This window comes from Cupriavidus sp. YAF13, from assembly GCF_052113425.1.
GTDB lineage: Bacteria > Pseudomonadota > Gammaproteobacteria > Burkholderiales > Burkholderiaceae > Cupriavidus.
This window is the reverse complement of the sequence record NZ_JBFRDD010000032.1, coordinates 54269-73162: the sequence shown is the minus strand read 5'-3', so window position 1 is coordinate 73162 and position 18894 is coordinate 54269. Positions and strand designations below refer to the sequence as shown.

General features: G+C 68.0%; 15 protein-coding genes. 6 read left to right on the top strand and 9 right to left on the bottom strand.

Features of this window, described 5'->3' with window-relative positions:
- Positions 1-871 precede the first annotated feature (871 nt).
- The 3 genes from AB4061_RS24200 to AB4061_RS24190 all read left to right on the top strand — a co-directional run bounded on the left by AB4061_RS24200 (position 872) and on the right by AB4061_RS24190 (position 3984).
- Complete coding sequence (locus AB4061_RS24200; RefSeq protein WP_441638227.1) at positions 872-1849, top strand: Bug family tripartite tricarboxylate transporter substrate binding protein; 978 nt, start codon at positions 872-874, stop codon at positions 1847-1849.
- Positions 1850-1921: 72 nt separating this feature from the next.
- Positions 1922-3121 (top strand): CaiB/BaiF CoA transferase family protein, encoded by a 1200-nt coding sequence (locus AB4061_RS24195; RefSeq protein ID WP_441638225.1) that lies wholly within the window; start codon positions 1922-1924, stop codon positions 3119-3121.
- Positions 3118-3984, top strand: coding sequence for a citryl-CoA lyase (locus AB4061_RS24190; RefSeq protein ID WP_441638223.1), 867 nt, complete (start codon positions 3118-3120; stop codon positions 3982-3984). Before AB4061_RS24195 ends, AB4061_RS24190 begins: the two co-directional genes overlap by 4 nt.
- 28 nt (positions 3985-4012) lie before the next feature.
- On the opposite strand, the gene AB4061_RS24185 is transcribed toward AB4061_RS24190, so the two are convergent.
- The 6 genes from AB4061_RS24185 to AB4061_RS24160 all read right to left on the bottom strand — a co-directional run bounded on the left by AB4061_RS24185 (position 4013) and on the right by AB4061_RS24160 (position 8894).
- Positions 4013-5242, bottom strand: a complete 1230-nt coding sequence (locus AB4061_RS24185) for a diguanylate cyclase (RefSeq protein ID WP_441638221.1) — start codon at positions 5240-5242, stop codon at positions 4013-4015.
- Positions 5243-5483: 241 nt separating this feature from the next.
- Entirely contained in the window at positions 5484-6212 is a 729-nt protein-coding gene (locus AB4061_RS24180) for an IclR family transcriptional regulator (RefSeq protein WP_174424044.1), read from the bottom strand.
- Positions 6213-6640: 428 nt separating this feature from the next.
- Positions 6641-7126 (bottom strand): hypothetical protein, encoded by a 486-nt coding sequence (locus AB4061_RS24175; RefSeq protein WP_441638219.1) that lies wholly within the window; start codon positions 7124-7126, stop codon positions 6641-6643.
- Between the two features lie 196 nt (positions 7127-7322).
- Complete coding sequence (locus AB4061_RS24170; protein ID WP_441638217.1) at positions 7323-8114, bottom strand: anti-sigma factor family protein; 792 nt, start codon at positions 8112-8114, stop codon at positions 7323-7325.
- Positions 8111-8668 carry a sigma-70 family RNA polymerase sigma factor gene (locus AB4061_RS24165; RefSeq protein ID WP_441638215.1) on the bottom strand — a complete coding sequence of 186 codons (558 nt, stop codon included), beginning with the start codon at positions 8666-8668 and terminating at the stop codon, positions 8111-8113. Before AB4061_RS24165 ends, AB4061_RS24170 begins: the two co-directional genes overlap by 4 nt.
- A gap of 46 nt (positions 8669-8714) precedes the next feature.
- On the bottom strand, positions 8715-8894 hold the full coding sequence (locus AB4061_RS24160) for a hypothetical protein (RefSeq protein WP_441638213.1): 180 nt from the start codon (positions 8892-8894) through the stop codon (positions 8715-8717).
- Between the two features lie 702 nt (positions 8895-9596).
- Between AB4061_RS24160 and AB4061_RS24155 the strand changes: the two genes are divergently transcribed.
- Genes AB4061_RS24155 through AB4061_RS24145 form a run of 3 tightly spaced genes read left to right on the top strand, consistent with a single transcriptional unit; the run spans position 9597 to position 15564 of the window.
- Positions 9597-10829 (top strand): efflux RND transporter periplasmic adaptor subunit, encoded by a 1233-nt coding sequence (locus tag AB4061_RS24155; RefSeq protein WP_441638211.1) that lies wholly within the window; start codon positions 9597-9599, stop codon positions 10827-10829.
- A 15-nt stretch (positions 10830-10844) separates the two neighbouring features.
- Positions 10845-14069 (top strand): efflux RND transporter permease subunit, encoded by a 3225-nt coding sequence (locus AB4061_RS24150; protein WP_441638209.1) that lies wholly within the window; start codon positions 10845-10847, stop codon positions 14067-14069.
- A gap of 1 nt (position 14070) precedes the next feature.
- Positions 14071-15564 carry an efflux transporter outer membrane subunit gene (locus AB4061_RS24145; protein ID WP_441638207.1) on the top strand — a complete coding sequence of 498 codons (1494 nt, stop codon included), beginning with the start codon at positions 14071-14073 and terminating at the stop codon, positions 15562-15564.
- A 36-nt stretch (positions 15565-15600) separates the two neighbouring features.
- Here the strand turns inward: AB4061_RS24145 and AB4061_RS24140 are convergent, their stop codons facing one another.
- The 3 genes from AB4061_RS24140 to AB4061_RS24130 form a co-directional block, all read right to left on the bottom strand.
- On the bottom strand, positions 15601-16371 hold the full coding sequence (locus AB4061_RS24140) for a class I SAM-dependent methyltransferase (RefSeq protein WP_441638205.1): 771 nt from the start codon (positions 16369-16371) through the stop codon (positions 15601-15603).
- Between the two features lie 109 nt (positions 16372-16480).
- Positions 16481-17443 (bottom strand): hypothetical protein, encoded by a 963-nt coding sequence (locus AB4061_RS24135; RefSeq protein ID WP_441638203.1) that lies wholly within the window; start codon positions 17441-17443, stop codon positions 16481-16483.
- Positions 17444-17683: 240 nt separating this feature from the next.
- The gene (locus AB4061_RS24130; protein ID WP_441638201.1) at positions 17684-18874 is read right to left on the bottom strand and encodes a 4-hydroxyphenylpyruvate dioxygenase family protein; all 1191 of its coding nucleotides are present in this window, start codon (positions 18872-18874) and stop codon (positions 17684-17686) included.
- Between the last annotated feature and the right edge of the window lie 20 nt (positions 18875-18894).

Sequence of the window (18894 nt, the reverse complement as noted above, 5' to 3'; positions counted from 1 at the left end):
AAACTAACGAAAAGAAAGCCGCCCTGCCGGGAGCAGAGCAATAAGGCTGTTTTTGCCTTGGTGGTTGCGTCGTACGGCCCGGAGTGTTGGCTAGCCGATCCTACCGGCCCAGAGGACATCGCAACTGCATGACCCAATGGTCACGTGGTGCGGCCCCTGACCTCGTGTGCGGTGACCATTCCCACATCTGCCGTTCGCGGTGCGCAGCGCCACGATCCTGCCTGCATCGGTGGTTTCGTGGTTTTGTCTCTGACGGTGGCCGCCCGGCCATTTGGTGCCCTGCCGTACCGGCGCGAGCGGCACCTTGCTATCAACTCCTCTGGTTTCGTGGTGGGCACCGTGGCCCGGTTCGCGAGGGCCGCGCTCGCACCTCACGGTGCTTGTCCTCCGAGACAAAACCACGAAACCAGCCACACCCGAAACGGCGCAGCACTTCGCCCCGCGAACGGCAGATGTGGGAACGGTCACCACATACGAGGCCAGGGGCCGCACCACGTAACCCATGGGTCATGCAATTGTGATGCCCTTCGGGCCGCTAGGATCGGCCAGCCAACACTCCGGGCCGTACGACGCAACCACTGCCCCACATAAGCCTTATTGCTCTGCTCCCGGCAGGGCGGCTTTCTTTTCGTTAGTTTTCTTTGCCGGTCAAAGAAAAGTGACCGGCAGCCCCCGCAGGGGGATGTCGTATGGCCCTTGGGTGCAAAAGCCAACGCCGCCTCCCCAAAAAGCCGCCCCCCTACCCCTTGACATCCCCCCCTCCCCCCTCCTATCCTCCCACCTAAATTCCCTAAGTAAGACCAACGTTCTAATCTACAGAACACAAAGAATCTTCCGCCGGTGCCGTGCACCACCCCAATCCGGAGACACAATGAAACGCTTCCCCATCCGCGCCCTGCTGCTGCTCGCAGTCCCCGCCCTGCTCGCCGCAGGCGCCATCCCCGCTGCCGCGGACACCTATCCGAGCCAGCCGGTGCGCCTGGTGGTCCCCTTCCCGCCGGCCGGCGGCACCGACGTCATGGCGCGCCTGGTGTTCAACAAGGTGGGCATGACCACCCACTGGAACGTGGTGGTGGAAAACCGAGCTGGCGCGGGCGGCAATATCGGCATGGACGCGGTGGCCAAGGCCCGCCCCGATGGCTACACGCTCGGCATGGGCCAGACCGCCAACCTGGCGATCAATCCCACGCTGTACCCCAGGATGCCCTACGACGCGATCAAGGACTTCACCCCGGTGGCGCTGGTTTCCGCGCAACCGCTGGTGCTGATCGTGCGCAAGGACGCGCCGTACAAGAACCTGGCCGACCTGGTCACCGCCGGCAAGGCCAGGCAGCTCTCGATGGCGTCGGCCGGCACGGGCACCGTGGGCCACCTGACGGGCGAGATGTTCGCGCGCCGCACGGGCATCAAGATGCTGCACGTGCCCTACAAGGGCGCCTCGCCGGCGCTGACCGACCTGCTGGGCGGCCAGACCGACTTCTACTTCGCTACGCCGCCGATCGCGCTGCCGATGATCAAGGCCGGCAAGCTGCGCGCACTCGGCGTGACCTCGGCCAAGCGCCTGCCGCTGCTGGGTGACGTGCCGACCGTGATCGAAGGCGGCTATGCCGGCTTCCAGGCGGAGGACTGGAAGGCGCTGGTGGCGCCGGCCGGCACGCCGGCGGAGATAGTCAAGCGCGTCAACGAGGAGATCAACAAGGCCATCGCCCAGCCCGATACCATCGCCAAGATGCGCGAGGAAGGCAGCGAGCCGCGCGGCGGTTCCCCGCAAGACCTGGCCGCGTTCATCAAGGCTGAAAACACCCGCTGGGGCACCCTCGTGCGCCAGTCCGGCGCCAAGGTAGAGTAACGCCTTCGCCGCCCGCCGCGGCCAGCTTCGCCACTGCGAAGCGCCGCGGCACCGACACCTCAAAGCCTCGCCATGCAAAAACCGCTACGCCATATCCGCGTCCTCGACCTCACCAACGTGCTGGCCGGGCCCTTCTGCTGCCACCAGCTCGCCCATATGGGCGCCGAGGTCATCAAGGTGGAAACCCCGGGCACCGGCGACCTGGCCCGTCAGCTGGGGGCCGATGCCGAGCTCAACAGCCGGCTCATGGGCGTGTCCTTCCTGGCGCAGAACCCCGGGAAACGCTCCATCACCATCAACCTCAAGCACGCGAGCGGCAAGGAAGTCTTCCGCAAGCTGGTGCAGAGCGCCGACGTCCTGGTGGAGAACTTCCGCCCCGGCGTGATGGACCGCCTGGGCCTGGGCTTCGAGGCGCTCAAGCAGATCCATCCCAAGCTGATCTATTGCGCCATTTCCGGCTTCGGGCAGGACGGCCCGCTGTCGGACCTGCCAGCATACGACCAGATCATCCAGGGAATGTCCGGGGTGATGAGCATCACCGGCGACCCGCAGACCGCGCCTTACCGCGTGGGCTACCCGGTCTCCGACACCATCGGCGGCATCACCGCGGCCTTTGCCGTGGCCGCCGCGCTGGCGGATCACCAGCGCACCGAGGGCTACTTCATCGACGTATCGATGCTGGAAGCCACCCTGGCCACCATGGGCTGGGTGGTGTCCAACTACCTGATCGCAGGCAAGACCCCGGCGCCGATGGGCAATGAGAACATGACGGCCAGCCCGTCCGGCGCCTTCCACACCGGCGATGGCCTGATCAATATCGCTGCCAACAAGCAGGAGCAGTTCGAAGCGGTCTGCCGCGTGGTGGGCCGCCCGGAACTTGCCACCGACGCGCGCTTCGCGCAGCGCCAGGCGCGGCTGGCCAACCGCGCCGAACTCACGCGCGAGCTGGAGGCGGAGCTGGCGAAGAAATCCGCCGATGCGTGGTGGAAACTGTTCAACGAGGCGGGCGTGCCGGCCGGCCCGGTCTACAGCGTGCCGCAAACGCTGGATCACCCGCAGGTGAGCGGGCGCGGCATGATCGGTGAGTTTGCCGACGTGCCCGGCGTGGGACGCGACATCCGGCTGGTGCGCACGGGCTTCAAGCTCAATGGCGAGGCGCCGTCGGTCGACACCCCGCCGCCGGAGCTCGGCCAGCACACCCGCGAGATCCTCGTCCAGCTTGGCTACGGCGAGGCGGATATCGAAACCCTGCAAAAGGAGCGTGCGGTATGAGTGAACCTACCAAGGCAAACACCGGCACCAATGACATCAACGAAGGCCAGCGCCTCTCCCAGGACTGGTGGCGTACCGAGATCATCGACATGCAGCCCGGCGAGATCCGCTACCGCGGCTATCCCATCGAGCAGTTGATCGGCCAGGTGTCGTTCGCGCAGATGATTTGGCTGATGCTGCGCGGCGACCTGCCGGCGCGCGGGCAAGGCGAGTTGCTGGACGCCGCGCTGATGTCGGCGGTGGACCACGGCCCGCAAGCGCCCAGCATTGCCATTGCCCGCATGGCCGCCACCTGTGGCGTGGGCCTGAACAATGCGATGGCGTCCGCCGTCAACGTGCTGGGCGACGTGCACGGCGGCGCCGGCGAGCAGGCGGTGGAACTGTACCAGGATGTGGCGCGCCGTATCGACGGCGGCGAAACCCAGGAAGCCGCGGTCAAGGCCGCCCTGGCGGATTATCGTGACAACCACGGCAAGTTCGTGTCCGGATTCGGCCACCGCTTCCATCCGCTGGACCCGCGCGCCCCGCGCCTGCTGGCGCTGGTGGACCAAGCCGCAGCCGATGGCGTGGTCTCGGGCCGCTTCGCCACCATTGCACGCGCGGTGGAGGCCGAACTGGGCGCGGGCCGCAGCAAGCCGATTCCCATGAATATCGACGGTGCCACGGCTGTGATCTATGCGGAGCTGGGCTTCCCGGCGCCGCTGGCGCGCGGGCTGTTCTGCCTGTCGCGCTCGGTCGGGATCCTGGCGCATGCCTGGGAGCAAACGCAGCAAGGCGGCCGCAACAAGGGCCCGATCCCGCGCCAGTACATCTGGACTTACGACGGCCACCCGCCCCGGGACGTGCCGACGGCGCAGGACTGATCCAGGCTCAGAGACAGCGCTACCGGCCCTAGCGGCCAGGCACGTGGGCGGAGTCGCCCACGTCGCCGGGCACCGGGCGCGTGGACGGCGCCATCCAGGACGCCAGCGCATAGCGGTCCCGGCCAAACTCCTTGGCCGCATAGAGCGCCCGGTCAGCCGCCGCGAACAAGGCGCGCCACAGCCCTTCCACCCCCGCCGCCCCGCCGCGCAGCTCGGCCACGCCGATGCTGACGCTGGCGAACGCCGCCGAGTCGCCGGGCAGCGCAATGCCACGCACTTTTTTCAGGATCCGGTTGGCCAGCGCGGTGGCCTGGCCTTCGTCGGTATGCGGGCAGAGGATGCAGAATTCCTCGCCGCCGTAGCGCCCGGCTACATCGGAGGCACGCCGCGAGTTGTCGATGGCCTCGGCGATCAGCTTGAGCACGGTGTCGCCGGCATGGTGGCCATGCCGGTCGTTGACCTGCTTGAAATGGTCGATATCGATCACCAGGCAGGACAAGGGCTGGCCGTGGCGCTCCCAGGCAGCCACCAGGCTGATGGCCGACTTGTCGAGCGCGCCCCGGTTGAGCAGGCGCGTCAGCGCATCGAGCCTGGCGCCGTTTTCATTGGTGGCAATGACCTGCTCCATGGCCATGACCGTAAACCCGAACAAGGCCAGCAAGGTGCCCACCAGCGGCACCACCAGCAAGATCCCGTTGGCACTGCTGGCATAGAACGGCCCCGAGGCCACGTTGCCCGCCAGCCCGGCGGCAAACCCGGCCAGGTGCGTGGCCAGGTGAACGAGGCTGGCAATCACCACCAGGGGCGTGCCCACGCTGCGCCGGCCATCGTAGGCATGCAGCAGGGTGACGACCGTCAGCACGGCCACCAGGGCCAGGCTGCCGTAGCCGATCACATGCATGCGCGCCTGGCCACCAGCCATGCCGGCGGCGCCAACCAGCGCCAGCGCGGCCACCGTCACGCCCACCGCGAGCGTGCGATCCCACGACGCCATGCCGTAATACACCCGCACGCCGCGGTAGATCAGCATCCTGCCGGCGATAAAGGCGGCCGCCCCGCCCGCGCTGACATAGACCAGCCTGGCCGAAGCGTTGGCCGCCAGCACCAGCCCGGCGGCCGACACCAGCAGATGCCCGAGCGCCCACAGGCGCCCGGCCGCGCTGGGCCGCAAGGCGCCAAGCAGGCCGGCCGAAATGGCCAGCGTGCTGGCGTACACCACCACCATGACGACGACAATCGTTTGCTGGTCTAACTGCACGGAATTCCTTTGAAGATACCGTGTTGCCGGTGACGTTGACGGGAGGCTTCAGAGGCAGGCCCGATTGGTTGGTCAACTTCGCAAAGGCGCATGATATCGCCACGGACGCCGACAGGGCCACCCCCGACAAGCCGGGCATCGGCCTGGTTGCAGGGGCACGGCGCAAGGAGCAAGGAGCAAGGAGCCAACGCTGACGAGCAAACACCGCGCCAGGACCGGTTTTGCACCGATCTGGGGCAGCTCAGGCGGGAAACGGGAACGTGCCCCCCAGCGCCAGGGTCAGGTCGCGGGCTGCCCGCAGGACATGCGGGCGGAAGGCCTCGTCGAAGCGCGGCGTCGGGCAGGTCAGGGTCAGCGCGCCCTTGAGCTCGCCGTCCGGGCCAAACACCGGCGACGATACGCCGGCAATCTCCGGGAGACGATCCCCGACCATCGCCGCGACGCCCTCTTCCCGTATCTTCTGGTATAGCTCCCCCCGCGCCCCGCTGAATGCGCGCAGCACGCGGCCACCGGCGCCGCGGTTGCGTGGCAGCAGCTCCCCCGCCTTGGCATGGTCGCGCACCGGCTGGGGCGAGTCGACGCGGTACAGGCACAGACGGTGCTCGCCCTGCTCGACGTGGTAAGCGGCGCTTTCGCGTGTGGCCTGCACCAGTTGGCGCAGCACCGGCATGACGATGAGTTCGAGCGAGAACGAAGCCGAATACACCGAGTTCAGCCGCGCCACTTCCGGGCCTAGCCCGTAGCGGCCATCGGTATGGCGCAGGATCAGCCTGGCGTGCTCCAGCGACGCCAGCAGGCGCAGCAGCGTGCTTTTGTAGAGCCCGGTGCGCTGGGCCAGCTCCACCAGGCTCAGCGTGGTGTCGCCCAGGCGGAACGCGGAAAGCACGAACAAGGCCCGGTCTACGGCTACGGCGCCGCCTTCGGCGGCATGTTTGTCGGCTTCGGAGAGCTGGGCGGCTTTACGTGGCATGAAGGAAACAGGGCAGGAAAGGTCAGGAAAGGGCAGGAAAGCGGGAAAAAGCAGAGTGGCGGCGTGGCGGCGTGGCACAGGGCCGGCATCCCGCCGACCGGGGAAAGCCAGCGGCAGAGCCGCACAGTGTTCCACGGTACAGAACGGTACCAGGCTTGTCAATCGGTGCCGCGCGCGGGTGTGGAAGGATGCCCCGCGGGCCAGATGCCCTGCTTGCCTGGCGCCGGCATGCCCGCCGGGTCGCGCGCATCCTTGAGCCGCCGCACCGGGCCGGCCCGGTCAAGCATGGCGGCAAAGACAGGCGACAGGCGCCGCGGCGAAGCCGCGCAGGGCCTGCGCGTGCGCGAAGGGCGCGGCCGAGCGATCCGGTGGCAGCGCCCTTCGTGCATTCACGCCCGTCGTGCATTCACATTAAGCGCCGTCCTTCGTCAGTGATGATGGCCGCCACCATGGAACCCGCCCCCCTGGAAGCCGCCGTGCGGCGCGCCGACAAACGACCCGCGCGAGCCGCCATGGAAGCCGCCATGGAAGCCGCCACGGAAACCGCCGCCCGGGCGCGAAAAGAACACGCGGTGCATGTTGTGCGCGTGATGAAAGCGGTCGATAAAGATAAAGCTCGCGCCAAAGCCGACGCCAACCGGCGCCCAGTACCAAGGGTCGTAGTAGTAAGCCGGCTGCGCATACACCACCGCGCCGCCAGAGCTATCCACCATCTGCCAGGAGCCATCCGGCTGCAGGCAGGCCAGCCCCACCACCTGTTGCAGGTAGCCGTCGATCTCCACCTGCCCCGCCATCTGCTGGCAAGGCGACGAATAGCCACTCCCTGCGTCCGCGGCCACCGCCTGCGCCGCCGCGGGCGCGCTCAGGCCGAGGCCGGCAAGTAACGCCGCCACGGCACCCAGAGCCTTGCTCATGATGTCATCCCGGGATCGAATGCCCGACGTTGCGATGCGCCGGGCTATTGCCCGAACCGCATCCCGCGGCACATCGGTTTGCCTGCCGGACCCGCTGGCACGCTTGCGCGGCGCGCGTTCCTGCAATGGGTAAACGGATCAGGCTCCCCGTTTATTCCATGCATTCCCGGTACATTCCGCGCGCCCTTGCCCCTTGTTATTGCCATGCCTGCGGATCGCCGCCCAGGCTCGCGCAGACATCGCCGGCGATGGCGCGCAGCCGCGCTTCGGCCAACTGGCCGGAGAGCGCATAGCCGGCCCCGCCGCTGACCCAGTAAAAGGTGCGGCGATCGGCCTGGCGCAGCACGCCAAGCGTGGCCAGGGCGGGCGCGGCCGGCGTGATGTAGAGCGTGAGCCGCTCGCCGGCCGGGTCCTGGTACATCAACTGGGCGGCCGGGCCTGCCTCGCCGGCCAGCAGGCGCCCGCCCAGCAGCGTGAAGCCGTACTCGTCCAGCGACGGAATGGTGAGCGTACGGGCGATCCGGCGCGACAACCACGCGCGCAGGTGCGCCTGGTCGGCGGCCGCCACCTCGACGGGATGGCGCTCTTCAGGCGCAAACACCACATAGGCGGCATCGGCATGGCGCGCAAATGCGTTGGGGTCCGCGCTGGCGCCTGGCAGCCACGCCACGCCGAATGCAAGCGCCAGGCCGGCCATCACCCAGCCCGTGGCGGCAAGCGCACTGCGCCACCACGGCGCGCGCGCCCGGACCAGCACGTAGCGCAGGTCCGCCGGCAGCGGGAACAGGGCCTTGAGCGCGGCGTTCTGCTGGGTATAGTGCTCCGCCAGCTCCGCGGCCCGCGCGTCATGCGCGAGGGCCGCGCGCAGGGCCGCGCCCTCGGCCTCGGGCAATTCGCCGTCCACCAGCGCGCACAGCCGCGCCAGGTCGGGTGCGGGCTCGCTGGCGTTCGGGTCAGAGGCGGGACCGGGGCCGCGGTCGTCGTTCATGGCGTGTTCCTCACCACCCTTAGCGGTACGTGGCGCTCGCCGGCGCCACCCGTGCCACCCATGCCACCAGAGCCGCCGGCGCCATCGGCCAGCAGTGCGCGCAGATGCTCGCGCGCGCGGGACAGGCGCGACATCACCGTGCCCAGCGGCACGTGCAAGACCGCGGCGGCTTCCTGGTAGCGCAGGCCCTCCAGCACGATCAGCAGCAGCACCTCGCGCTGCTCGATCGGCAGGCGGTACAGCGCACGCTGCACATCGCGCAGCGTCAGCCCGTCGACTTCGCTGGCAGGGGCCGCCTGCCGCTGCCAGAGCGGATCGGCCGCGTCCAACGCCACTTCGCGGCGCCGGCGCAACTGATCGATGTAGAGGTGGCGCAGCACGGTCAGCATCCAGGCCCGGGCCTGACCGCCCGCGGGCAGCCGCTTGCCCTGGGCAAGCGCGCGCTCCGCGGTGTCCTGCACGAGGTCATCGGCCCACGCCGCGTCGCCGGTGAGCGCGCGCGCATAGCGCCGCAGCTGCGGAAGCCAGACCGCGATGTCGTCGCCAACGCTCACTGCTGACAGGACATGGGGGGCGCATCTGCAAGCATCGGGGCGGGGATCAATATCCGCTCGTCCCCATGCCGCCGGTGCCAGCCGTGCCACTAGTGCCGCTAGTGCCGCGGCTGCCATCGCGCGAGACCGAGGCGCCGCCGGACCCGTCGCCACCGCCGCCGGAAGTACAGGCCGCCACCGCCATCAAGGCTAGCAGCAGGGCAGAAACCAGGCGGAGCGCTTTCATGTTGGTCTCCTTGGCGGGCGGGCCGCATGGTGACGCCATCGGGTGATGCCGCGATTCGGTCCTGCCCACCCGAGTAAACGCATGGCGCCCCGGTTTTATTCCGTAGCGTGGATGTTTTGCCCCCGCTCCCACGAAGCGCGCAGCATGGCCCACATCTTGGCCCGGCCCGTGCGGCGCACGATACTTCGAGACGCTTCTTGCTTTGTCATGCAAGTGATCTAGAGTGGTGTGATGCACCATTTCGCCCGGCTGTGGCGGTGCCGGAAGGGCCACAGCGTGCAAGGACACGATGACGTGATCGCGTAATGGCTGATGGCCGGCATGAGTGCACTGATACGGGCTTGCATTCGGTTTGCGGAAATCATCTCCCCCTACCCTCTTCGCCTTCGTCCTGCCACGCCGCATGGCAAGGTCGGGCGCCCAAGCTTTCGCGGTCTCTCCCGCATGCCGCGCGAGGCTTGCGGCCATCGCCGGCGCCCTGATCGCAGCGCCTATCCATCGCCGAATCCACGGCAACCGCCCGCCAGCAGGCAAGGCCGGGGCGGCAGTTGCTCACCCGCCAGGCGCCAACCGGGACAACGGTTGCCGGCGCGCGGCTCCGATCGCCGTGCCATGTAGCGCCTCTGCCTGTCCATACAGGATGGCCAGCGCGTGCGCGTGTTTGTGCTTCCCGTCCACTTCCACCGATTCCGAGGTCCCTTCATGCGCATCGAGCGGGTTCCCTTTCGCCATATCAGTGCCGCGACGGTTGCCGTAATTCTTGCTGCATGCGGACAAAAGCCCGCCGCGCCGCCGCCGCAGACGCTGGAGGTCGGCGTCGTCACCGTCAAGCCGGCCACCGTGCCCGTCACGTCCGAACTGCCGGGCCGCACCAGCGCCTTCCTGGTCGCGCAGGTGCGCGCGCGGGTCGACGGCATCGTGCTGCGCCGCGAGTTCACCGAGGGCGATGAGGTCAAGCTGGGCCAGCGCCTCTACAAGATCGACCCGACGCCCTACATTGCCGCGCTCAACAATGCCAAGGCCGTGCTGGCAAAGGCACAGGCCAACGTAGGCACGCAGAACGCGCTGGTCCAGCGCTACAAGATCCTGGTGGCGTCCAACGCCGTGAGCAAGCAGGACTACGACAACGCCGTGGCCGCGCTGGGCCAGGCCGTGGCCGACGTGGCATCGGGCAAGGCAGGGGTGGAAACCGCGCAGATCAACCTGGGCTACACCGATGTCGTGTCCCCCATCAGCGGGCGCAGCGGCTTGTCGCAGGTCACGCCGGGCGCCTATGTGCAGGCCAGCCAGGCCACGCTGCTGACCACGGTCCAGCAACTGGACCCGGTCTACGTCAACCTGACGCAATCGAGCGTCGATGGGCTGCGGCTGCGCCGCCAGATCCAGGAGGGCCGCYTGCAGGCCGCCGGCGCCAACGCCGCCAAGGTCACGCTGCTGCTGGAGGACGGACGCGCCTATCCGCAGCCCGGCCAGCTCCAGTTCACCGACGTGAGCGTGGACCAGAGCACGGGATCCGTGACGGTGCGTGCGATCTTCCCGAACAAGGATCGCGTGCTGCTGCCCGGGATGTTCGTGCGCGCGCGCATCGACCAGGGCGTCAACGACAAGGCCATCGTCGTGCCGCAGATTGGCGTCACGCATGACGCAAAGGGGCAGGCCGTGGCGCTGGTCGTCGGCCAGGACAACAAGGTGACGCAACGCCAGATCGTCACCACCGGCACCTACGGCAGCGGCTGGGTGGTGGACAGCGGCCTGCAGCCGGGCGATCGCGTGATCGTCAATGGCGTGGAGAAAGCCAAACCGGGCATGACGGTCAAGCCGGTCGAAGCCCAGGCACCGGCGCAGCCGGCCTCCGGCGCGCAGGCCATGCCTGGCGCCGGCGCGGCAGCGGCATCGGCGCCTTCCGCAGCGTCGGCAGCATCGGCCGCGCAATAACCGGGAGCCAGCTTCATGGCAAAGTTCTTTATCGACCGGCCAATTTTTGCGTGGGTGATCGCAATCATCCTGATGCTGGCCGGCCTCGCCGCGACCACCACGCTGCCCATTGCCCAGTACCCCACGATTGCCCCGCCGGCCGTGCAGATCAGCGCCACCTACCCCGGCGCTTCCGCCAAGACCGTCGAAGACACCGTCACGCAGGTGATCGAGCAGCAGATGAGTGGCCTGGACCACCTGCTGTACCTGTCGTCGACCAGCGACGACTCCGGCACCGCCACCATCACGCTGACCTTCGCGGCCGGCACCAACCCGGACATTGCGCAGGTCCAGGTGCAGAACAAGCTGCAACTGGCCACCCCGCTGCTGCCGCAGGCCGTGCAGCAACTGGGCACCAAGGTCACCAAGTCGAGCAGCAGCTTCCTGCTGATCCTCGCCTTCGTGTCCAGGGACGGCAGCATGGGCCGCTACGACCTGGCGAACTACGTGGCGTCGAAGGTGCTGGACCCGGTCAGCCGGATCGACGGCGTTGGCACGGTCACGCTGTTCGGCTCGCAGTACGCCATGCGGATCTGGCTCGATGCGACCAAGCTGAACAACTACAGCCTGACCCCGATCGACGTCAAGAACGCGGTGGCCGCGCAGAACGTGCAGGTCGCCGGCGGCAGCCTGGGCGGCACGCCGTCGGTGCCGGGCCAGATGCTGCAAGCCACCATCACCGAGGCCACGCTGCTGCAAACCCCCGCGCAGTTCGGCAATATCCTGCTCAAGGTGAATACCGACGGCTCGCAGGTGCGCCTGAGGGATGTGGCGCGCATCGAGCTGGGCGGCGAGAACTATAACTTCGACACCAAGTACAACGGCCAGCCGACCGCGGCCTTCGGCATCCAGCTCGCCACCGGCGCCAATGCGCTGGCCACGGCCAAGGCGGTGCGCGCCAAGATGGCCGAGCTGCAGCGCTACGCGCCGCAAGGCGTGGTGGTGGAGTATCCGTACGACATCACGCCATTCATCACGCTGTCGATCGAGGAAGTGATCAAGACGCTGATCGAGGGCATCGTGCTGGTGTTCCTGGTGATGTACCTGTTCCTGCAGAACCTGCGCGCCACGCTGATCCCGACCATCGCGGTGCCCGTGGTGCTGCTGGGCACCTTCGCGGTGATGTCGGTGGTTGGCTTCTCGATCAACACGCTGTCGATGTTCGGCATGGTGCTGGCCATCGGCCTGCTGGTGGACGATGCGATCGTGGTGGTGGAGAACGTCGAGCGGGTCATGGCCGAGGAAGGCTTGTCGCCGCGCGACGCCACGCGCAAGGCCATGGAGCAGATCACCGGCGCGCTGGTGGGCGTGGCGCTGGTGCTGTCGGCGGTGTTCGTGCCGGTGGCATTCTCCGGTGGCTCGGTGGGGGCGATCTACCGGCAGTTCTCGCTGACCATCGTTGCCGCCATGGTGCTGTCCGTCCTGGTGGCCCTGATCCTGACGCCGGCACTGTGCGCTTCCATGCTCGAACCGATCCCGAAAGGCCACCACGATGAAAAGACTGGCTTCTTCGGCTGGTTCAACCGCACCTTCGCCAAGAGCCAGAAGAAGTACCACAGCGGCGTGGAGCACGTGATCCGGCGCTCGGGGCGCTGGCTGGTCATCTACCTGATGGTGATCCTGGTGGTGGGCTTGCTGTTCGTGCGCCTGCCGAAAGCCTTCCTGCCCGAAGAGGACCAGGGCACCATGTTCGTGCTGGTGCAGGCGCCCGTGGGCTCCACGCAGGAGCGGACCGCCAAGGTGCTGCTGGATGTGCAGGAGTACCTGCTCAACAACGAGAAGGATTCCGTGGAAGCCGCGCTGACGGTTAACGGCTTCAGCTTTGCCGGCCGCGGCCAGAACTCGGGCCTGGTGTTCGTGCGGCTCAAGGACTTCTCCAAGCGGGAGTCCGCGAACCTGAAAGCGCCCGCGCTGGTCGGGCGGATTTTCGGGCACTTTGCGAGATACAAGGACGCCAACGTGTTCCCGTTGAACCCCCCGTCCATTCCGGAACTCGGCACGGCCGCGGGCTTCGACTTCGAGCTGCAGGACCGTGCCGGCGTGGGCCACGGGAAGCTGATGCAGGCGCGCAACATGCTGCTCGGCATGGCGGCCAAAGACGCGCTGCTGGCACAGGTGCGCCCGAACGGCCTGAACGACACACCACAGTTCAAGGTCGACATCGACCGCGAAAAAGCCAATGCGCTGGGGGTCAGCGCCGCCGACATCGACCAGACCTTCTCGACCGCCTGGGCGTCGCTTTACGTGAACAACTTCCTCGATACCGACAACCGGATCAAGAAGGTCTACGTGCAGGGCGAACCGAGGTTCCGCATGAACCCGGAGGACCTGAACGCCTGGTACGTGCGCAATGCGGCTGGCACGATGGTGCCGTTCGGCGCCTTCGGCTCGGGGGCTTGGATCTTCGGGTCCCCCAAACTCGAGCGCTTCAACGGCATTCCGGCGGTCGAGATCCAGGGCGCGGCGGCGGCCGGCAAATCGACCGGCCAGGCGATGAACGCCATGGAAGCCATCGCCCAGAAGCTGCCCGACGGCATCGGCTACGAATGGACCGGCTTGTCGTACCAGGAGCGCCAGTCCGGCTCGCAGGCGCCACTGCTCTACGGCATCTCGATCCTCGTCGTGTTCCTGTGCCTGGCCGCGCTGTATGAGAGCTGGTCGATCCCGTTCTCGGTGATCATGGTGGTGCCGCTGGGCATCCTGGGCGCGCTGCTGGCCGCCACCCTGCGCGGGCTGGAGAACGACGTTTTCTTCCAGGTCGGCCTGCTGACCACGGTGGGGCTGTCGGCAAAGAACGCCATCCTGATCGTGGAGTTCGCCCGCGACCTGCGCGACCAGGGCATGAGCACCGTCGACGCGGCGGTGGAGGCGGCACGCCTGCGCTTGCGCCCGATCCTGATGACCTCGATGGCCTTCATCCTTGGCGTGCTGCCGCTGGCGCTCAGCAATGGCGCCGGCTCCGGCAGCCAGCATGCGATCGGCACCGGCGTGATCGGCGGGATGCTGACCGCCACCTTCCTAGCGATCTTCATGATCCCTATGTTCTTCGTCGTGATCGGCAAGTTCAGCAAGACCAAGCACAAGCCCGGGTCGCCACCTGCGCCCGTCCCGTCCGGCCACGCGGGCAGTGGCAATGACGATGGCAGCGGCGGCAGCAATGGCAGCAATGGCAGCGCCGGCACGCCTGGCCAAGGACATTGAGATGCCCAGACTCGCACTGATCGCCACCACCGCCGTCATGGCCGCCGGCTGCACGCTCCAGCCGCGCTATGAGCGCCCCGCCGCCCCCGTTGCCCCCAACTTCCCGGCCGGCGGCGTCTACGACACCCAGCCGGACGCCGCCAGCGCCACCGCCAATACGCCGGCCCCGGAGATCGGCTGGCGGGACTTCTTTGCCGATGCGCGCCTGCGGCGCCTGCTGGCGCTTGCGCTCAAGAACAACCGCGACCTGCGCGTGTCGGTTCTGAACATGGAGGCGGCCCGCGCGCAGTACCAGATCAGCCGCGCCGGCCTGTTCCCGGCCGTCAACGCGGTGGCCTCGCAGAGCCGCTCGCGCACACCAAAGAACCTGTCGTTCCTTGGCAAGACCATCTCCGGCGACTATTYAGTCGGCCTCAGCGCGTCGTGGGAAATCGACTTCTTTGGCCGCATCCGCAGCCTGAAAGACCAGGCCCTCGCGCAGTTCCTGTCGCTGGCGGAAACCCGCAGGGCGGCGGAGCTGGCCTTGCTGTCGTCGGTGGCGAACCAGTACCTCACCATGCTCAGCTACGACGACGCGCTGGCCGTTACGCGCGGCACGCTGGTGACGGCCGAGGAGTCGTTGCGCATCACCAGCCTGCAGTTTGACGTCGGCACGGGCTCGGAGCTGGCCCTGCGCCAGGCCGAAGGCGTGGTCGAGCAGGCGCGCGCCAACCTGGAAACGGAAAGTCGGTTACGCGCGCAGTCCGAGAATGCGCTGGTGCTGCTGGTGGGCGAGCCACTGCCGGATAACCTGCCGCCTGGCCTGCCGCTCAACAGCCAGGCCTTGCTGGCCGACATCCCGGCGGGCCTGCCGTCCGACCTGCTGACCCGGCGCCCGGACATCGCCGCCGCAGAGCAATCGCTGCGGGCAGCCAACGCCAACATCGGCGCGGCGCGCGCGGCGTTTTTCCCGCGGGTGACGCTCACCGGCAGCGCGGGCACGCTGTCGCCCACGCTGGGCGGCTTGTTCAAGCCGGGCTCAGGTGCCTGGTCGTTCGCGCCGCAGATCACCCTGCCGATCTTCCAGGGCGGCCAGAACATTGCCGCGCTGGACCTGGCGCAGGTGCAGAAACGCATTGAGATCTCCACCTACGAGAAGGCCATCCAGACTGCCTTTCGGGAGGTGTCCGATGGCCTGGCGGCGCGCGGCACCTATGACAACCAGATCAAGGCGCTTGAGCGCTTCACCGGCTCGCAAGAGCGGCGGCTGGTGCTGTCGGACCTGCGCTTTCGCAACGGGGTGGACAGCTACCTGAGCGTGCTGACCGCGCAGAACGACCTCTACAACGCGCAATTGCTGCTGATCAACGCCCGGCTGCAACGGCTGAGCAACCTGGTCGATCTCTACCAGTTCCTCGGCGGCGGCTGGATCGAGCGCGCCGGCGACACGCCCCGCCCCTCGGACGCGCCGGTCGACTACAGCGCGAACGCACCGGGCCCGGCGGGCGCGCCGTAGCGCGCCGCCGCTGCGGGTCCGCTGCGGGCCCGTCCGTTAGGCCAGCCGCTGGCAGCTATACGCCTCGGTCCGGTAGGGAAACGCCACGCTGGCCTTGCCGGCCAGCGCCGGGCTGCCGTCGATCACAGCCAGCAGCCGGGCGCGCACCGTATCCTGCTCCACGGCCGGCAGCGAGGCAATGAAGCTGACCGACATCACCCGGTCCACGATCACCTGCTGCGCGGGGCCAACGTGCTCGTAAGGCAGGCTGGCCAGCCCCAGCTCGCCGAAGCCGCTGGCCGGGAACACCTTCTTCCAGTCGCCCTTGTAGAAGCGCGGCGCGTCGCCCTCGAACGGAGTCATGATGGCGGTCAGCTGCGCCACCCAGTCGACCGATTCATCGCGCACGTTCCACACCAGGCCGAGCTTGCCGCCCGGGCGCAGCACACGGGCGATCTCGGCCATGGCCGCGGCGTTGGCAAACCAGTGGAACGCCTGCGCGCAGACCACCGCGTCGACGCTGGCGCCGGGCAGCGGGATGGCCTCGGCCGTGCCCGCCAGCGCCTGCACGGCGGGCACGGCGGCGCTTAGCTGGGCGCGCATGGCCGCCACGGGTTCCACCGCGATCACGCTGGCGCCGGTGGCCAGCAGCAGGCGGCTGAACTTGCCGGTGCCGGCGCCCAGGTCCAGCACCGTCTTGCCGGGCTGCAGGCCGAGCTCCGTCGTCAGCCAGGCGCCCAGCGCGCTCGGATAGTCGGGGCGCCCGCGGGCGTAGGTATCGGCCTGGCTGGAAAAGCCCTGGGCGGCGGCGTGGTGGATGTCGGTCATGGCTGCGCGTCTCTCGTCTCTCTCGTGCGTTGGACAAGCACTCCGGAGCCAGCCCGTTGCCGCAGCGGCCCTGGAAGTGGAGGAAGTGGAGGAAGTGGAGGAAGTGGAACTAGAACGAAGGCACCGGGTTCTCGCCCTGGCTGACCAGGTACTTGCCGTCCTGGAAGCGATAGCGCACCACCGCATCCAGCGATTTGCGCCGCGGCTTGGCCGCGCCTCCCGGTACTTTGACCTCCTGGCCCTGGAACGTCACGGTCAGGTCACCCGGCGTGTCCGCGCCAAGGGCAAATGCCGGTTTGCCCTCTACCGAATAGCAGACCTGCTCGCCGGCGTCCTGGCTATCCGTGCCGCGTTCCGCGAGCACGTCGGACTTGCCTGACAGCGCCTCGTCGCATGGCTCATGCGCGCCGGAATTCTCCGCGCTCATGGCCACGCCGCCCAGCAGGGTGGAGATCTGCCCCGGCGCCAGGCGATAGAACGACGCCCAGCTGCCGCAATAGCCTTGCCAGCAACTGCCCCAGGTCAGGATGAGCGCAAAGTCCGTGGCCGATATCTTTGCGACCGACGACTCGCCGAGCGAGCCTTGCCCGCCTGAGAAGTCGTAGCCGTCGACACGCCGGCTGAGCCGCCAGCCGCCATGGCTTTCGCCACTGGCCGTGGCATCGCGCGTAAAGAAGTACGCGCCCAGCCAGGCACCCGCCGCGTGGCTATTGTTGCGCGTGCCGCCTTCCTCCACCACCATGCCCTCGGTCAGCATCACCGCATGGGTGTCGTCCAGCCGGATCACCTGGATCGGCTTGATATCGATGGTGCCCTCCACCAGCGGCGCCTCGCCCGTGCCCTTGTAGTCCGGGTCCGGCAACGCGGCACGCACCACGCGGCCTTTGTCGTCGTCGCGCCAGGCGGGAAAGGCCAGCAGGATCAACGCCTCGCGCTTGAGGGTGTCGGCCTGCGCCACGGCGGCGGAGGCCGGCGCGGCCTGCGCGGACGAAGCGCCAGCCGCCGCGGGCGGGGTCTCATGCCGCGAGCAGGCAGACAAGCCGAGGCAAAGCGCCAGGGCCGGCGCCAGCATCCGCCTGGCAATACGTCGGGAATCCGCGGAAGAGGCACGAAGCGAGCAAAAGGTCATGTTGACGGCGGGCGCAAGGGCCGCAGCTGCACGGCCAGGAATAGGGAGGCAAAGCGAGAATCACGAACCGCAGGCACCGCGGGAACCGTGGGAACCATGGGAAATGGCCACGCGGATGCCGCGCACCGCACTATCCGCGAGCCGGCCCGCGCCGTCAAGGCGGGCCGGCTGCAATCCGCGCCCTCAAGCCGGGGCGCCGGGTGTAGAGGCGGAGCCCATGGAGGCCTCCAGCGCGGGCAGGTTGCCCTCGCCGAAGCCATGGTAGTTGTCGCGCTGGACGATTTCGAAGAAGAATTCGCCGGCCTCGCGGCGGGCAAAGGCTTGCAGGAAGGTCTCGCGCGTGCCGTCGGCGCGCAACGCGCCGTCCACCAGGATGCCGTAGCGCCGCAAGGCCGCCAGATCCAGCCCGTGGCCCGGCACGCGCGTGTCGACAGTGTCGTAGTAGGCCGCGGGCGGCTCGACAAAGCGCACGCCATTGCGCGCCAGGGCGGCGGCGCTGGCCACCAGGTCGTCGGTCGCCAGCGCAATGTGCTGGATGCCTTCGCCGTGATGCCCCGACAGGTAGTGCTCCATCTGGTCGTGGCGCTGCGTGCCTTTCTCGTAGATCGGGATGCGGATCAGGCCGCAGGGTGAGAGCAGCACGCGGGAATCGCTCGCGACATGCCACCCGGCATTGACCTCATGGATCTCGCGAAAGCCCAGCACCTTGCGATAGAAATCGAGCCACTCTTCCAGGTGCCCGGGGTCGACCGCCTGCGTCACGTGATCGACGCGGGCCAGGCCGGCGTCAGCGGTAGTGGCGGAAGTAGTGGCAGTGGCAGTGGCAGTGGCAGTGGCAGTGGCAGTGGCAGTAGCCGTGGCGGCATGCGCCAGCGCGCGGAAATCCACGTCGTAGATGGAGATGTCGCCCACGTCGCCGGGCCGCCCCTCCTTGCCGCGCCAGCGGTCGATAAAGTAGATGATGGAGCGGCCGATGCCCTGGATAGCCGGGATATTCAGCTCCATCGGCCCGACCGTGCCGGCCTCGAACGGCCATGCACCGGCATCGACCGCGCGCGCGAATGCCGTGGCGGCATCGTTCACGCGGATGCCGACCGCGCAGATCGAGAGGCCATATTCGGAGGCATAGCGGGTGGCGAAGGAATCCGGCTCCGCGTCAACGATGAAATTCATCTCACCCTGGCGGAACAGCTTCACGTTCTTGTGCCGGTGCTGGGCAATGGCATGAAAGCCGAAACGCTCGAAGGTACGCCCAAGCGCCGCGGGATCGGGGGACGCAAATTCGACGAACTCATAACCCATGATGCCCAGCGGATTCTCCCAAGGCTGGAAATCGTCGGCGCGCGGCGAAAAAACGTCTGCCGGTCGGCTCATGTCTGCTCCTTTTTATGTGG

Bases quoted from the DNA above. Each gene is read 5' to 3' on its own strand.
- AB4061_RS24130 (WP_441638201.1), bottom strand. From the start codon at position 18,874: ATGAGCCGACCGGCAGACGTTTTTTCGCCGCGCGCCGACGATTTCCAG.
- AB4061_RS24140 (WP_441638205.1), bottom strand. From the start codon at position 16,371: ATGACCGACATCCACCACGCCGCCGCCCAGGGCTTTTCCAGCCAGGCC.
- AB4061_RS24150 (WP_441638209.1), top strand. From the start codon at position 10,845: ATGGCAAAGTTCTTTATCGACCGGCCAATTTTTGCGTGGGTGATCGCA.
- AB4061_RS24170 (WP_441638217.1), bottom strand. From the start codon at position 8,114: ATGAACGACGACCGCGGCCCCGGTCCCGCCTCTGACCCGAACGCCAGC.
- AB4061_RS24175 (WP_441638219.1), bottom strand. From the start codon at position 7,126: ATGAGCAAGGCTCTGGGTGCCGTGGCGGCGTTACTTGCCGGCCTCGGC.
- AB4061_RS24160 (WP_441638213.1), bottom strand. From the start codon at position 8,894: ATGAAAGCGCTCCGCCTGGTTTCTGCCCTGCTGCTAGCCTTGATGGCG.
- AB4061_RS24200 (WP_441638227.1), top strand. From the start codon at position 872: ATGAAACGCTTCCCCATCCGCGCCCTGCTGCTGCTCGCAGTCCCCGCC.
- AB4061_RS24195 (WP_441638225.1), top strand. From the start codon at position 1,922: ATGCAAAAACCGCTACGCCATATCCGCGTCCTCGACCTCACCAACGTG.
- AB4061_RS24180 (WP_174424044.1), bottom strand. From the start codon at position 6,212: ATGCCACGTAAAGCCGCCCAGCTCTCCGAAGCCGACAAACATGCCGCC.
- AB4061_RS24135 (WP_441638203.1), bottom strand. From the start codon at position 17,443: ATGCTGGCGCCGGCCCTGGCGCTTTGCCTCGGCTTGTCTGCCTGCTCG.
- AB4061_RS24190 (WP_441638223.1), top strand. From the start codon at position 3,118: ATGAGTGAACCTACCAAGGCAAACACCGGCACCAATGACATCAACGAA.